We start from the raw sequence: 14,445 nt of genomic DNA on the forward strand, positions 1-14,445 counted from the left end.
GCTCACCGCGGGGGAGCCGCCGCGGCCGCACCCCGGTGGTCGCTGTAGGTGTACGGGCTGTCGAAGCCGCCGGTGCCGGACCCCGGTACCCGCCCGGCGCTCCACGCCTCCTCGCCCACCTCGCGCCGCAGGTGCTCCACCGTGGCCTCCGCGGCGGCGCGTGCCCGGGCCACGTGGTCGCCCAGCAGGCGGTGGTCGTGCTTGACCACCCGGCCGTCCACCAGCACCGTGCGGACGTCGCCCCGCTGCGCCTGGAGCGCCACGTGCCCCCAGGGGTGCAGCACCGGGGCCATCACCGGCGAGGCGTCGTTCTTCAGGAGCACGACGTCGGCCTTCTTGCCCGGCTCCAGGCTCCCCGTCACGTCGTCGAGCCCGAGGGCCCGCGCCCCGCCGCGCGTGGCCCACCACACGGCCTGCTGGGCGCGCAGCCCGACGTCGGTCACCGTCTCGTCGCGCGCGTGCGCCTCCAGGTGCTCCCGCGCACGGTCGGCCGCGAGCGTGGCCCGCACGGCGGAGAACATGTCCGCGCTGCCCCACACGCTGCTGTCGGTGGACAGGGAGACGGGGATGCCGTGGGCCCGCAGCCGCCACGTGGGCGGGTAGCCCTGGCCGCCGCTCGACTCCGCCTCGCTCGCCACCGACACCGACCCACCCGTCTCCGCGATCAACCGGTAGGACTCCTCGCCCAGCGTCGCGGCGTGCACGTAGACGGTGCGCTCCTCCATGAAGCCGTGCTCGTGCATGAGCCGGACGGCCGCGTCGTCGGTGGCACCACGGACACCCGCGTGCGTGGTCACGGCGGCGTCCAGGTCCCGGGCCACCTCGAACGCCGCCCGCTCCGGGAACTGCGGGTCGCCGGTGACGTCGAACGCCATCTGGAAACCCAGCAGGTCGCTGCGCCGCAGGCGCCGGGAGACGAGATCGTGCAGGCCGGCCGTGCGCGACCACGTCCACGGGGCGTCGAAGATGTTCCCGTACGCCAGGACGAACCGGCCCGGCACCTCCTCCAGCGCGTCGACGGCAGCCTCCGCGTGGTCCGGGGTGCGCAGCCCGTGCGACCAGTCGACCGTGGTCGTCACCCCCTCGTCGAGCGCCTCCACGGCACCCAGGAGGTTCCCGGCGTAGACGTCCTCGGGGCGGAACCGGGCGCCGTGCTGCACGTAGTACCAGTCGAAGTACTGGCTCAGCGTCCAGTCCGCGCCGTAGCCGCGCATCGCCGTCTGCCACAGGTGCCGGTGGGTGTCGATCATGCCGGGCATCACGATGCCGCCCCGCGCGTCGATCTCGACGGTCCCGGGCGGCACCGCCAGGGCGGGTCCGACGGCGGCGATCCGCCGGCCGGTCACCAGCACGTCCGCGCCCTCCAGGACCGACCCGTCGTCGTCCATGGTGAGCACCGTGCCGCCGCGCAGCACCAGGGAGCGGCCACCGGCGCCCGCTTCGGGGTCGAGGGAGAGCAGGTCGGCAGCTGCGGGTCCGGCCGCACGGCCTGCTGTCGGCTGGGCTGCCGGGCCGGCTGCGGGCGGGGTCGCGGGCTGGTGGGAAGGGTCGGCGGTCACAGGGCCTCCGTCGTCGGTCGCCACCGGCGCCGTGCGCGGTGGTGCGGGGCGCGGCCACGGCCACGCCGCGCTGCGGACACGTGTCAGCCAGTCTTCGTGCCGTGGTGCGGGTGCGTCAAGGAACGGTCCGCGGCCGGTCACGGGCCGTCGCGCGGACGCCGGCCCGTAGCCTGGCAGGGTGACCGAGCCCAGCCAGCACGACCCGGCCGAGACCCCCGCGGCTGCGCCCGAGGCGCCCGCCCCCGCAGCCGGGGAGGCCTTCCGGCTCGCCTACGTGCCCGGGGCCACCCCGGGCAGGTGGGCGCGGACGTGGCGCGAGCGTCTGCCCGCCGTCCGCCTCGACCTCGTGCAGGTCGAGGCGGCCGACGCCGTCGCCGTCCTCGAGCGTGGGGACGCCGACGCCGCCGTCGCGCGTCTGCCCGTGGACAAGACGAGGCTCAGCGCCATCGCGCTCTACGAGGAGCTGCCCGTCGTGGTGGTCTCCCGCGACCATCTCTTGGCCGCCACCGGTGAGGACGAGGCGGTGACGGCCGCCGACCTCGCCGACGACGTCGTGCTCCTGCCCGCGGACGACGTGCTGTTCGGGCCGGGGGTGCCCGTGCCGGGGCTGCGACCGCTCGCGTACGCCGAGGACGGCTCCGTCGACCCGGCGGGCGAGCCGCAGGTGCCCGAGACGACGGCAGAGGCGGTCGCCTGGGTCGCCGCCGGCGCCGGGGTCACGGTGGTGCCCATGTCGCTCGCCCGGCTGCACCACCGCAAGGACGTCACCTACCGGGTGCTCGACGGCGGGCCGCTGGCGCCCGTGGGCCTCGTGTGGGTCTCGGAACGCACCACCGACCTCGTCGACGAGCTGATCGGCATCGTCCGCGGTCGCACCGTCAACAGCTCCCGGGGTCGGGGCGTGACCGGCGCGGGAGGGGCCGGAGCGGCGGGCGCGGGTGAAAAGCGAGGTGCCGGAGGGCGGGCCGAGGGGCGCTCCAGGGGTGCTGCCGCAGGTCAGGGCGGCGACCACGGGCGGGGCGGCGGAAAGTCCCGTCACGGTGCGCGAGGCAAGCACGGGGGCGGCCGTGGCGGGGGAGGCAAGCCGGGCGGCAAGCGCCATAAGCGACGTTGACGGTTATCGCAACCGGACACGCCGTACAAGACCGCTACCGGGTGAAAACGACGGAAACTGGGTATAGAACCCGGATGTCCGGATTCGCTAGGGTCCAGCTGACACGTTCGACGTGTCGTCCCCCTGCAACCGTTCATCCAAGGAGCGCACGTGCGCATCTCAACCGTCCGTCAAGCGGCCCGCCGCTCGGGCGACGCTGCCCGCCGTACCCGCCACCGCGTCGCCGCCGTGATCGGCGCGAGCGTCCTCGCTGTGGGCCTGGCCGCCGCGCCCGCCTCGGCCCTCTCGACCACCTACCCGCCCGGTGGGGGCTGGGGCGGTCACAAGGTGACCCACGACTGGTCCAAGTACGACTGGTCCAAGTACGAGTGGGCCAAGGACTGGAAGAAGGCCGAGCAGTGGAACGGCGGTTCCGCCCACTACGCCGGCAAGACGTACACCTGGCCCAAGAAGACCTGGGACTACAAGAGCGACGCGTGCCCGGAGATGGACACCGCGATCTCCACGCCCAAGCAGGGCGACCGGACGAAGCTGGTGCTCAAGGCGCCCCCCGGCAAGCTCATCGCCGCCTACTGCCTGAGCTCCGGCTCGTACAAGAAGGGCGAGGGCGCCAAGGTCGTCGAGCTCGACGAGCCCCAGGCCGAGGTCGAGGTCGCGTACGTCTCCGGCGGCAAGTGCAAGCCGATCGGCAAGTACACCGTGCGCTACGTGGACATCCCCACGGAGACCGAGCAGCCGACGCCTCCCGGCACCGTGACGCCCGGTGACGAGGAGCCCACGACGCCTGTCGACGGCGGCGAGCCCACGACGCCTGCCGAGCCCACGACGCCTGCCGAGCCCACGACCCCCGTGGACGAGGGCGGCGAGCCCGAGCCCACCCCGGGCGAGACCGAGGGTGACGAGGAGGGCGAGCTCGCCCCCGGCGGCGACGAGGACGTCCCCCCGTCCGAGGAGGAGACGGGCGCTGCTCCCGAGGTCCCCACGACCGAGCCGGTCGACACCGACACGACGACGCCCACCCCGTCTCCGGAGGAGTCCTTCCTCGCCGCCACGGACGGTGACGACGAGGCCGGCCCGGTGGTCGAGGCCGCCACGCCGAGCCTGGCCTTCACCGGTGCCAAGGTCGGTGCGCTGATCGCCGGGGCGCTCGCGCTCATCGGTGCCGGTGTCGCCTTCGTGATGGTGCGCCGCCGCCGCGTCGAGGCCTGACGCACGCGGTTCGCAGTGGGTGCAGTCCTCGGGGGAGCACCCCCCGCATTCCCCCGAGGCTGCACCCACGCGCACCCGCCGACGCCCACCCGCGCGTGGGCGTCATCCTGGCGGCGCGAGCGCGCGCACGGTGTCGACCGTGTCCGCCTCCGCCGCCGTCTTGTCGTCCCGGTAGCGGACGACCCGCGCGAACCGCAGGGCCATGCCGCCCGGGTAGCGCGAAGACCGCTGGACTCCATCGAAGGCGACCTCGACCACCTGCTCCGGCCGCACCCGCACCACGTACCCGTCGGCGGGACCCTCGGCCAGCTCGGTGAACCGGCGCGTCTGCCACTCGAGCATCGCGTCCGTCATCCCCTTGAACGTGTTCCTGGGAACAGAATGACCCACCGTCCCGACTCGCAGACCCAGCAGCGCGGAGCGGGACCGGTCATCCAAGCGCGCGGACCGCGGGCTGCCTGACTCAGTTAAAGGCCAACGGAAATCACCCTCTCGGGACCCGGGATGTCGTGTGCAGTGCCACCGAATCCTGAGACGATGCCAGCGTAGCGAGGGAGAGGAAGGTCATGAGCGACCCGCTTACCATCGAGAGACTTATTGGACGTGTCCGCTTAGGCGAACTGCGAATCCCGGGATTTCAGCGTGAGTTCGTGTGGGAGCCGCGACAAGCGGCCCTCCTCATGGACAGCATCTACAAGGGATTCCCTTTCGGGTCGATCCTGCTATGGCGGACGGGGAACAAGTTGAAGACCGAGCGAAAGCTCGGTGGGTTCATGCTCCCGGACCCTGCCAAGGACTACCCGATCGACTACGTGCTGGACGGCCAGCAGCGGGTTACCTCCATTTTGCGACATTTCAGAACGATATCGCTGGTGAGGAAGAAGATCCCGAGGTTTGGCTGCCGATCTACTACGACTTCGAAGCAGAATCAGACGCGCAGGAGTCCAGGTTTTTCGCGCTGCGGCCCGACGAGGTCGAGGCGGACCGTCACTTCCCAATCAAGACCTTCTTCAACCCCGTGGGATTCTCGCGCGCTGCGCAGAAGCTGCCTGAGAAGCGCTATGAAGAAATCGTCACCGTTCAGCAGAAGTTCGTGTCCACGCTGATCCCTGTGCAAACGTTCGAAAGCGAAGATCAAACAAGCGTGGCGATCGTTTTTGAGCGTGTGAACAGGCTGGGCATTGAACTCGACATGTTCCAATTGCTGACGGCATGGACGTGGAGTGAGGACTTCGATCTCCAAGAGAAGTTTCGTAGCCTCGCAGAGGCCCTGGAAGACTTTGGCTTTGGGGAGGTAGGCGCAGATGAAGACTTGATGCTGCGCTGCACGGCCGCGATCTTGGTTAATGACCCGTCGCCCACGGCGCTTATCGACGTCCGGGGGTCGCAGGTGCGAGAGCAGTTTCCTATCGTTTCCAAGGCGCTCGAACTCGCTATCGACTTCCTCCGCCGAAACCTGCATGTGCGGCATCTGAAGTTCCTGCCATACTCCGCACTTCTTATTCCACTCGCAGCCTATTTTTCGATCAATCAGAACCAAACAGTGCCGGACGGGGACAGGCGCCGACTGTTGCGTTGGTTCTGGCGCACGTCGTTCTCTCACCGGTACAGCGGCAATCCTCTGCGGAACGTCCGGACGGACGTTCTTGAGGCGATCGCACTTCGGAAGGGCGAAGATTCGTCGCTCGACCACGTGCGCGCGGATATCGGGCCCGAGTTTTTCTTGGACCATGCATTCCGCGCTTCAAACGTCGCCTCGAAGTGCCTAATCCTTACTCTGGCTGCCCGCAGACCGCGCAGTTTCCTTAGTGGCGAGTTTGTTGACCTGGACGTGGTGCTGGCGGAGCCGAACAGGAAGGAGTACCACCACTGCTTCCCGCGTGCATACCTGCGCGAGTCCGGAACGGAGAGCGACGAGAGCCAGATAAACGCGCTCGCAAACATCGCCTTCATAAGCCGAGTTGACAATCGGACGATCCTTCACAAGGCGCCGTCCGAATACCGAAGTCTCATGCCGAGCGATATTTCGGACATCGTCGACGCCGCTCTCCTGCCGGACTCCCTCTTCGAGGACAGGTGGATCGACTACCTACTCGAGCGCGCTGCCCTACTGGCCGCGGAAGCGCAGAAGCTGGTCGCTTAGTGCTCGGGCTAGAGTGCGACTGGGCGGCCACGCACAGCCCCTACGTCGATTTGAGGTACTCGCGCACGGTTTGGATCGTGTCGGCTTCGGACACGGGCTTGTCATCTCTGTAGCGGAAGACGCGGGCGAAGCGGAGCGCGACCCCGCCGGGGTAGCGCGTCGAACGTTGGACGCCGTCAAAAGCAATCTCGACGACTTGCTCCGGGCGTACTGTGACGACCCAGCCGTTGTCCTCAACCTTGAGCTCGTTGAAGCGCTCCGTTTGCCACCGCAGCACTTCATCTGAAAGCCCCTTGAAGGTCTTGCCCAGCATGACCCAGCCGTCGGTTCCCTCGGCGCCGGCGCCGGGCACGCGGGCACCGAGGTGGATGTTCGACAACCAGCCCTCACGGCGCCCTGACCCCCGCTCGACGGCGAGCACCACCAGGTCGAGCGTGTGCCGTGGCTTCACCTTGACCCAGGCGCCACCGCGACGCCCCGCGTCGTAGGGCGCCTCCAGGCTCTTGACCACCACGCCCTCGTGGCCGCTCGCCACGACGTCGGCGAAGAACCGTGACGCCTCCTCGGGGTCTGCGGTGACCATCCGGCGGACCAGCGCGTCGGCCGGGACGGTGCGGCCCAGGGCCGCCACCCGCTCCGAGGCCGGGGCGTCGATCAGATCGGTGCCGTCCAGGTGCAGCACGTCGAACAGGTAGGTGGTCAGGGGCACCTGCCCCCGGAGCGCGGCGCCGTCGCGGCTGCCGGTGCGCGAGGCCGTGTCCTGGAAGGCTCGCGGGCGCCCCTCGGGGTCCAGCGCGATGGCCTCGCCGTCGAGCACCACCGCCTCGACGGGCAGCGACCGGGCCAGCTCCACCACCTCGGGCAGCCGGTCGGTGACGTCCTCTAACGACCGCGTGTAGACGACGACGTCGTCACCGTGGCGGTGCACCTGCACGCGGATTCCGTCGATCTTGGCGTCGACCGCCACGGCGTCGCCGTCGAACCCCGCGAAGGCTGCGAGGACGTCGGGCGCGGCCGACGCGAGCATCGGCCGCACGGGGCGGCCGACCTCGAGGCGGAACGACTCCAGGGCACCGTCGCCACCGGTCAGGGCTGCCCGGGCGATGGGTCCGGAGAGCGCGCTGAACATGGCGGCGCGCCGCACCGCGGTCACGGGCACGTCGGCGGCCGCGGCGACGGCGTCGAGCAGCAGGGAGTCGAGCGCTCCCTGGCGCAGCTCGCCCAGGAGCAGCCGGCGCAGGAACTGCTGCTCGTCGGTGGTCGCGGCGGCCATGAGCCCGGCGAGAGCCGTGCCGCGGGCCGCCTGCGACCCGGTGCCCGCCGTCGCGGCGAGGGTGTCGAGGGCGGCGTCGACGTCGAGCACCCCCAGGCTCGGCGTCGCGGCCGGCGGCGGCAGCTCGGTCAGGGACCGCCAGCCGACGCCGGTGCGTCGCTGACGCGGCCGGCCGGAGAGGAACGCGGCCACCACCTCGACCTCGTCGCCGGCGCGGGGGCCGCCGTCGTCGGCCGCAGACCTCAGGGCGGCGGCGAGCAGCTCCCGCTTGGTGAGGCGGGAGCGCGTCGCGGCGACGGCCGCGGACGTGGCGACGACGTCGGCGAGCAGCACGTCCGTGATCGTCGCACGCCGCCGCGCCGCACGCTGTGGGCGGGAGACTCGCCGCAATCACGACATGGTTGCGGCGAGTCTCCCGCCCACAGCGGGGAGAGGGTCAGGCGGGGACGGGGTAGGAGACGCCCGTCGTGGCGTGGCAGCGGTAGCCGTTCGGGTTCTTCACGTCCGAGAGGTACTGCTGGTGGTACTCCTCGGCGTAGTAGAACGGCCCGGCCTCGGCCGCAGGCCTCAGCTCGGTGGTGATCGGGTCGTAGCCCTTGCCGGCCAGCACCTGGCCGTACACCCGGGCGGTCTCGCGCACGGCGGTCTCCTGCTCGGGCGTGGTCCAGTACACCGCCGAGCGGTACTGGGTGCCCACGTCGTTGCCCTGCCGGTAGCCCGACGTCGGGTCGTGCCGCTCCCAGAAGATCCGCAGCAGCTCCTCCTCCGACACCTTCGCGGGGTCGTAGGCCACCAGTGCCGTCTCGGTGTGCCCGGTGCGGGCCGTGCACACCTCCTCGTAGGTGGGGTTCGGCGTGGTGCCGCCCATGTAGCCCACGGCGGTGCTCACGACACCCGGCACCTGCCAGAAGATCTCCTCGGCGCCCCAGAAGCAGCCCATCGCCAGGTAGATCACACGCGTGCCCTCGGGCCACGGGCCCGTGATGGACGTGCCCAGCACCGTGTGGGGGGCGGGGGCGTGCAGCACGGGGACCTCACGGCCGGGCAGCGCCTCCTCGGGCGTCACCATCGTCTGCTTCGCGGCCCCACCCGTGAGGAAGTCGAAGATCGAGCTCATACCGGATTACCTCCTTGACGGGAGCGAGAGGTCGGCGCGCTCCCCGCAGTGCCAACCACGGTACGGCCGCGGGTGTTCCGCCCGACGGCGGACGCCCAGGACGCAGGCTCCCGGTGCGGTGTCGGTGGCCGCCCCTACCCTCCGGCACATGCCCTCCACTCCTCGCGGCCCGCTCGACGGCGAGCTGATCCTGCCCGACGTCGAGGCCTGGCGTGCCTGGCTCGACGAGCACGAGGACGAGCCGGACGGCGTGTGGCTCGTGCTGGCCAAGAAGAACCGGCCGGCGCCCACGACCCTCACGTACGACCTCGCGCTCGACGAGGCGCTGTGCAGCGGCTGGATCGACGGCCAGGGCCGTTCGCGCGACGCCGACACCACCCTGCAGCGCTTCACCCCTCGCAGGTCTCGCAGCATCTGGTCGGTGCGCAACGTCGGCATCGTCGCCCGGCTCACCGAGGAGGGCCGGATGCGGCCGCGCGGGATCGCCGAGGTCGAGCGGGCCAAGGCCGACGGCCGGTGGGACGCCGCCTACGCCGGCAGCAAGGACATCGCGGTGCCCGACGACCTCGCGCAGGCGCTCGCCGCCAGCCCGCTGGCCGCCGCGAACTTCGAGCTGCTCACGGCACAGAACCGCTACGCCATCCTCTTCCGCCTCACGCACGCCAAGCGGCCAGAGACCCGGGCGCGCAACGTCGAGCGGTTCGTGGCCATGCTGGAGCGGGGCGAGACGGCGTACCCGCAGCGGCGGGCGCTGCTGACCGCCACGGAGGCAGGGACCGAGACCGGTCCGCAAGACGGTCCCGGCCCCGCCCCGGAGGCAGGCGCCCCCGCCCCGTAGGCTGGTGCGGTGACCACGAACGACTGGACCGACGCCGGCTTCTCCACCCGTTCCATCCACGCCGGGCAGGACCCGGACCCGACGACGGGCGCCGTCGTCCCCCCGGTCTTCCTGACCTCCACGTACAAGCAGGACGGCGTGGGCGGCCTGCGCGGCGGCTACGAGTACTCGCGGTCGGGCAACCCGACCCGTGCCGCGCTCGAGACGGCGCTCGCGGCGGCCGAGACGCCCCGGGGTGGCACGCCGGCGCGAGGCTTCGCGTTCGCCTCCGGCCTCGCCGCCGAGGACACGCTGATGCGGGCGGTGCTGCGCCCCGGTGACCACGTGATCCTGCCCGACGACGCGTACGGCGGCTCGTACCGCCTGGTGGCCCGGGTCTTCGGCGCGTGGGGCGTCGAGCACACCCCGGTGGACCTGACGGACCTGGACGCCGTGGCGGCCGCGGTGCGGCCGGGCTCCACCCGGCTGGTGTGGGTGGAGACGCCCACCAACCCGCTGCTCGGCATCAGCGACATCGCGGCGCTGGCGTCCCTCGCGCACGACGCCGGTGCGCTGCTGCTGGTGGACAACACCTTCGCCACGCCGTACCTGCAGACGCCGCTGGCGCTCGGTGCGGACGTCGTCGTGCACTCGACCACCAAGTACGTGGGCGGCCACAGCGACGTGGTGGGCGGCGCGCTGGTCGTGGCCGACGGCGTCACCATCCCCGGTGGCCTGGTCTCGCCCGACGGCGCCACCGACGTCGCCTCCGCCGTGGCGTTCCTGCAGAACGCCTCGGGCGCGGTGGCGGACCCGTTCGCCTCCTGGCTCACGCTGCGCGGCCTCAAGACGCTCGCGGTGCGCATGGAGCGCCACCAGGCCAACGCGCTGGCCGTGGCGCGCTTCCTCGAGTCGCACCCTCGGGTCACGCGGGTGCTGTACCCGGGGCTGTCCTCGCACCCCGGTCACGAGCTCGCTGCGAAGCAGATGCGCGGGTTCGGCGGCATGGTCTCGTTCCAGGTGGGGTCGGAGGCCAAGGCGCTCGACGTCGTGGACCGCACGCACGTGTTCACGCTCGCCGAGTCGCTGGGCGGCGTGGAGTCGCTGATCGAGCACCCGGGCCGGATGACGCACGCGTCGGTGGCCGGCTCGGCCCTCGAGGTGCCCGCCGACCTGGTGCGCCTCTCGGTGGGGATCGAGGACGCCGAGGACCTGGTGGCCGACCTGGAGCGTGCGCTCGACTGACGGGTGAACGGACCGTGCAGATCGTGTCTGCGCAGGCGAGAGCGCTGCCGGGGTCCGTACTGTGAGCACATGAGTGCCGACCGTGCGCCGTCAGGTGCCGATGCCGTCCCCCTGAGTGTCCGTGCCGCCGCGGCGTGGTCGTGGCGTGTGCTGCTCATCGGAGCGATGCTCGCCGGGGTCGTCTGGCTGACCGCGAAGCTGAGCACCATCGTCGTGCCGGTGGCCGTGGCCCTGCTGCTCACGGTGCTGCTGCGGCCGGTGCGCTCGTTCCTCGAGCGGGTGCGCTTCCCGCGCGGGCTGGCCACCGCCACGGCCATCGTCGGGTTCATCCTCGTGGTCACGGCGCTGGTGTCCCTGGCGGGGCGTCAGATCGTCTCGGGGTTCGCCGACCTGGCCGACCAGGCGGTGGCGGGCTTCAACGAGGTGCGCGACTGGCTGGCCGACGGGCCGCTGGGCATCGACAACGACCAGCTCAACGAGTACTGGGACCAGCTCTCGGGCGCGATCACCGACGGTGCCGGGGCGTCCTCGATCGTGACCGGCGCGCTCGGCGCCGCCACCACGGTGGGGCATGTGCTCGTCGGTGCGCTCATCGCGCTGTTCTGCACGATCTTCTTCCTGCAGGACGGCCGCAGCATCTGGACCTGGCTGGTGAACCTGCTGCCGATCGCGTCCCGCGAGAAGGTCCACCAGGCCGGCCGTCGCGCGATCGTCACGCTGTCGGCCTACGTGCGCACGCAGATCCTCGTGGCGCTCGTGGACGCCGTCGGCATCGGCGTGGGTGCCGCGTTCTTCGTGCCGGCGCTCGCGCTGCCCATCGGCATCCTGGTGTTCGTCGGGTCGTTCATCCCGATCATCGGTGCGATCGTCACCGGCGCGATCGCCGTCGCCGTGGTGCTGGTGGCGCAGGGCTGGGTCGCGGCCCTCATCATGCTCGGCATCGTGCTGCTCGTGCAGCAGGCCGAGAGCCACATCCTGCAGCCGTTCCTCATGGGTCACGCCGTCTCGCTGCACCCGGTGGCCGTGGTGCTCGTCGTGGCCGCGGGCAGCCTCGCCGCCGGCATCGTGGGCGCCCTGTTCGCCGTGCCGTTCGCCGCGGTGCTCAACACGTTCCTGCTGTACCTGCACGGGCACGACAAGTTCCCCGAGCTGGGCACTGACGACCACGTGCCGCTGCTGCGGCGCAGGCCGCCGTCGTTCTCCGAGCTGGCCGGTACGCTGCGCAGGTCGGGCCGCGGCGAGAGCGCCGAGGTGCCCGGCGGCGACGACGCCGGGAGCGCGCCGAACAACGCGGGCGCCACCGTGACCCAGGAGGTCAGGGAGGCGCGCGAGGACTGAGCGGCCCGCGCCCGGTTCCCCGGTGCGAGGAGAGAGACCGCCAGTGAGCACGACCCCCACCCACCCGCTCGCGGTGACGCTCGACGACGTCCGCGCGGCGGCTCGGCTGCTCGAGGGCGTGGCCACGCGCACCCCGGTGCAGGCGTTCCGCGCGCTGTCGGAGCCGGTCGGCGCCCCGGTGATGCTCAAGCTGGAGAACCTGCAGCGTGCGGGCTCCTTCAAGGTGCGTGGTGCCTACACGCGCATGTCGCGGCTGACGGCACAGGAGAAGGCGGCCGGGGTCGTGGCGGCCTCGGCGGGCAACCACGCCCAGGGCGTCGCGCTCGCGGCCCAGCTCCTGGGCCTCGACGCCGTGGTCTACATGCCGGTGGACGCGCCGCTGCCCAAGCTCGCTGCGACCCGCGGCTACGGTGCCGACGTGCGCCTGGTGGGGTCCAGCGTCGACGACGCGCTGGTGGCCGCCCGCGCGGAGGCGGCACGCTCTGGCCGCGTGCTCATCCACCCGTTCGACCACGTCGACGTCGTGGCCGGCCAGGGCACCCTCGCCCTCGAGGTGCTCGAGCAGGTCCCCGACGTCGCCACGATCGTGGTGCCGCTCGGTGGCGGGGGCCTCGTGGCCGGCATCGCGACGGTGCTGGCCGAGGCCGCGCCGCACGTGCGCGTGGTGGGGGTGCAGGCCGAGCGGGCCGCCGCCTACCCGGGCTCGCTCGCGGCCGGCCGGCCGGTGGCGGGGGCGCTGGGCCCCACGATGGCGGACGGCATCGCCGTCGGGACCCCGGGGGAGGTGCCCTTCTCGATCCTCGACCGGCTGGGCGTGGAGGTGCGCACGGTGAGCGAGGACCAGCTCTCGCGTGCGCTGCTGCTGGTGGCGGAGCGGGCGAAGTCGGTGGTGGAGCCCTCGGGCGCCGCGGCGGTCGCGGCCGTCATGGCTGCGCCGGGCGACTTCGAGGGTCCTGTGGTGCCGGTGCTCTCCGGCGGGAACATCGACCCGCTGCTGCTCATGCGGGTCATCCAGCACGGCATGGTCGCCGCGGGCCGCTACCTGCAGCTGCGCGTGCGCGTGGACGACCGGCCCGGCAGCCTCGCCACGCTCGTCGAGGCTGTGGCGTCGGCGGGCGGCAACATCGTCAACGTGGAGCACTCGCGCACGGACGTCGCCCTCGCCGTCTCCGACGTCATGGTGACGCTGCAGGTCGAGGCGAAGGGGCCCGAGCACTGCGCCGAGATCGTGGACCGGCTGCGCGGGGCGGGCCTCGAGGTGCTCTGAGCCCAGACCCGCACGCGAGGAACGGCTGTGGCCCGGCCCCGACGAGGGGACCGGGCCACAGGCGCACCACGGTGGGGGAGCGCGTCAGCCCGCGAAGGGCTTGGCCTCCGTGATCTCGACCGTGAACTCCTTGCCGTTGGGTGCGGTGTAGCTCACGGTGTCACCGACCGAGTGCCCGTCGATGGCCTCGCCCAGCGGCGAGGTCGGCGAGTAGACGTCGAGGTCGGTGGTGCCGGCGATCTCGCGGGAGCCCAGGAGGAACGTCATGGGGTCGCCGGCCAGCAGCACGGTCACCACCATGCCCGGCTCGACCTTCCCGTCGTCCGGGGGCGTGCCGATCTGGACGTTGCGCAGCTTCTCCGTCAGCTCACGGATGCGCGCCTCGTTCTTGGCCTGCTCCTCGCGCGCGGCGTGGTAGCCGCCGTTCTCCTTGAGGTCGCCCTCGTCGCGGGCGGCGGCGATGCGCTCCGCGATCTCGGTGCGGGCAGGCCCCGAGAGGTGCTCCAGCTCGGCCTTCAGCCGGTCGTGAGCCTCCTGGGTGAGCCAGGTGACGTTGCTGTCGGTCACGAGGGCTCTCCTTTCGTGGTGCTCGTATGCCTGGCCCTGGCCGCGCGTGTACGGCCGACGGGCGTCGGCACGCGCGTCGGCTGGTTGTCAGGACAGCGTGTGAATCCCTCAGGGTAGCCCGTCTCGCCTGGCTCGGGGCAACTTGCGCCCCGGTGAGTCGGCGGCGGTGAGCCGGCGGTGAGTCGGCGGCGAGTCTCCGGTGTCAGGCGGGGCGGCAGCCCTCGACCACGCCCGTGTCGGCCTGCTGGGAGGTGCGCAGCGTGACCGAGTAGCGGCTCGTGCGCGTCTCGCTCGGACCCACCTCGACGTCCATCGTGCCCACCTGGGCGAAGCTGGACGACATCGCCTCGACCGTGCACACCGCCGTCGTGCCCACCGGCATCGACACCTGGAAGTCGATCTCGACCTCCTCGGCGCTGACCACCCGGTAGGAGACGACGTCGCCCGTGACCGGGTTCTGCTGGTGCTGGGACGCGGCGATCCACGCGACCGCGGCCACCGCCACGGCGATCGCGGCAGCGGCCGCCGCCTTGGCACCGCGGCTCAGCCCGGGGCCGCGGTGACCGCCGTCGTCCGGCTCGAGCGCCTCGCCCCCCGGGGTCCCCGGGGGCACCTCGCCACGGCCGGCGGGGGTGCGCCGACCGCGCCCGTACCGGTCGGCGGGCGGCGTGGGCGGGGTAGGGGTGCTCATGGAGGATGATTGTGGTCCATGAGCGCGGTGCGGCTCGACCCGCGCCGACGTCGAACCCCACGACCTTGGAGGTCTGTCTTGACCAGCGCTCCCGTCGGCACCCCC

Annotated in this window: 13 protein-coding genes and 1 pseudogene; 8 read left to right on the forward strand and 6 right to left on the reverse strand. The window is 71.9% G+C overall.

Annotated elements, in window-relative coordinates; genetic code table 11:
* Positions 1-2 precede the first annotated feature (2 nt).
* Positions 3-1,559, reverse strand: coding sequence for an amidohydrolase family protein (locus DNL40_RS05085; RefSeq protein ID WP_218926000.1), 1,557 nt, complete (start codon positions 1,557-1,559; stop codon positions 3-5).
* A gap of 178 nt (positions 1,560-1,737) precedes the next feature.
* On the opposite strand from DNL40_RS05085, the gene DNL40_RS05090 reads away from it, so the two are divergent.
* Complete coding sequence (locus DNL40_RS05090; RefSeq protein ID WP_111250142.1) at positions 1,738-2,673, forward strand: LysR substrate-binding domain-containing protein; 936 nt, start codon at positions 1,738-1,740, stop codon at positions 2,671-2,673.
* Positions 2,674-2,823: 150 nt separating this feature from the next.
* Positions 2,824-3,882: a hypothetical protein gene (locus tag DNL40_RS05095; RefSeq protein ID WP_111250143.1), complete on the forward strand. Its 1,059-nt coding sequence runs from the start codon at positions 2,824-2,826 to the stop codon at positions 3,880-3,882.
* Positions 3,883-3,984: 102 nt separating this feature from the next.
* Here DNL40_RS05095 and DNL40_RS05100 read toward each other — a convergent pair.
* Positions 3,985-4,293 (reverse strand): annotated as a pseudogene (locus DNL40_RS05100) (ATP dependent DNA ligase); the annotation flags it as partial.
* Between the two features lie 155 nt (positions 4,294-4,448).
* Between DNL40_RS05100 and DNL40_RS16990 the strand changes: the two are divergent.
* Together DNL40_RS16990 and DNL40_RS05110 are read left to right on the forward strand one after the other, a co-directional pair.
* Entirely contained in the window at positions 4,449-4,988 is a 540-nt protein-coding gene (locus DNL40_RS16990; RefSeq protein ID WP_111250144.1) for a DUF262 domain-containing protein, read from the forward strand.
* Positions 4,976-6,025, forward strand: a complete 1,050-nt coding sequence (locus tag DNL40_RS05110) for a hypothetical protein (protein WP_111250145.1) — start codon at positions 4,976-4,978, stop codon at positions 6,023-6,025. The genes DNL40_RS16990 and DNL40_RS05110 overlap by 13 nt, the downstream gene beginning before the upstream one ends.
* Positions 6,026-6,065: 40 nt before the next feature.
* Here the strand turns inward: DNL40_RS05110 and DNL40_RS05115 are convergent, their stop codons facing one another.
* Together DNL40_RS05115 and msrA are read right to left on the reverse strand one after the other, a co-directional pair.
* Positions 6,066-7,631, reverse strand: coding sequence for an ATP-dependent DNA ligase (locus DNL40_RS05115; RefSeq protein WP_245885673.1), 1,566 nt, complete (start codon positions 7,629-7,631; stop codon positions 6,066-6,068).
* A 103-nt stretch (positions 7,632-7,734) separates the two neighbouring features.
* Complete coding sequence (msrA, locus tag DNL40_RS05120; protein ID WP_111250147.1) at positions 7,735-8,415, reverse strand: peptide-methionine (S)-S-oxide reductase MsrA; 681 nt, start codon at positions 8,413-8,415, stop codon at positions 7,735-7,737.
* A 148-nt stretch (positions 8,416-8,563) separates the two neighbouring features.
* Here msrA and DNL40_RS05125 point away from each other — a divergent pair, with 148 nt between their 5' ends.
* The 4 genes from DNL40_RS05125 (at position 8,564) to ilvA (ending at position 13,082) form a co-directional block, all read left to right on the forward strand.
* Positions 8,564-9,253, forward strand: coding sequence for a YdeI/OmpD-associated family protein (locus DNL40_RS05125; protein WP_111250276.1), 690 nt, complete (start codon positions 8,564-8,566; stop codon positions 9,251-9,253).
* Between the two features lie 9 nt (positions 9,254-9,262).
* Positions 9,263-10,477, forward strand: coding sequence for a cystathionine gamma-synthase (locus tag DNL40_RS05130; protein ID WP_111250148.1), 1,215 nt, complete (start codon positions 9,263-9,265; stop codon positions 10,475-10,477).
* A gap of 69 nt (positions 10,478-10,546) precedes the next feature.
* A complete protein-coding gene (locus DNL40_RS05135) occupies positions 10,547-11,815 on the forward strand; it encodes an AI-2E family transporter (protein WP_111250149.1) in 1,269 nt (422 codons plus the stop codon).
* Positions 11,816-11,858: 43 nt separating this feature from the next.
* Positions 11,859-13,082, forward strand: coding sequence for a threonine ammonia-lyase (ilvA, locus tag DNL40_RS05140; protein WP_111250150.1), 1,224 nt, complete (start codon positions 11,859-11,861; stop codon positions 13,080-13,082).
* An 84-nt stretch (positions 13,083-13,166) separates the two neighbouring features.
* On the opposite strand, the gene greA is transcribed toward ilvA, so the two are convergent.
* On the reverse strand, positions 13,167-13,649 hold the full coding sequence (gene greA / locus DNL40_RS05145; RefSeq protein WP_111250151.1) for a transcription elongation factor GreA: 483 nt from the start codon (positions 13,647-13,649) through the stop codon (positions 13,167-13,169).
* Between the two features lie 202 nt (positions 13,650-13,851).
* Positions 13,852-14,340: a DUF4307 domain-containing protein gene (locus DNL40_RS05150; RefSeq protein ID WP_111250152.1), complete on the reverse strand. Its 489-nt coding sequence runs from the start codon at positions 14,338-14,340 to the stop codon at positions 13,852-13,854.
* Positions 14,341-14,445: the final 105 nt, after the last annotated feature.

It is taken from the genome of Xylanimonas oleitrophica, from assembly GCF_003244315.1.
Taxonomy (GTDB): domain Bacteria; phylum Actinomycetota; class Actinomycetes; order Actinomycetales; family Cellulomonadaceae; genus Xylanimonas_A; species Xylanimonas_A oleitrophica.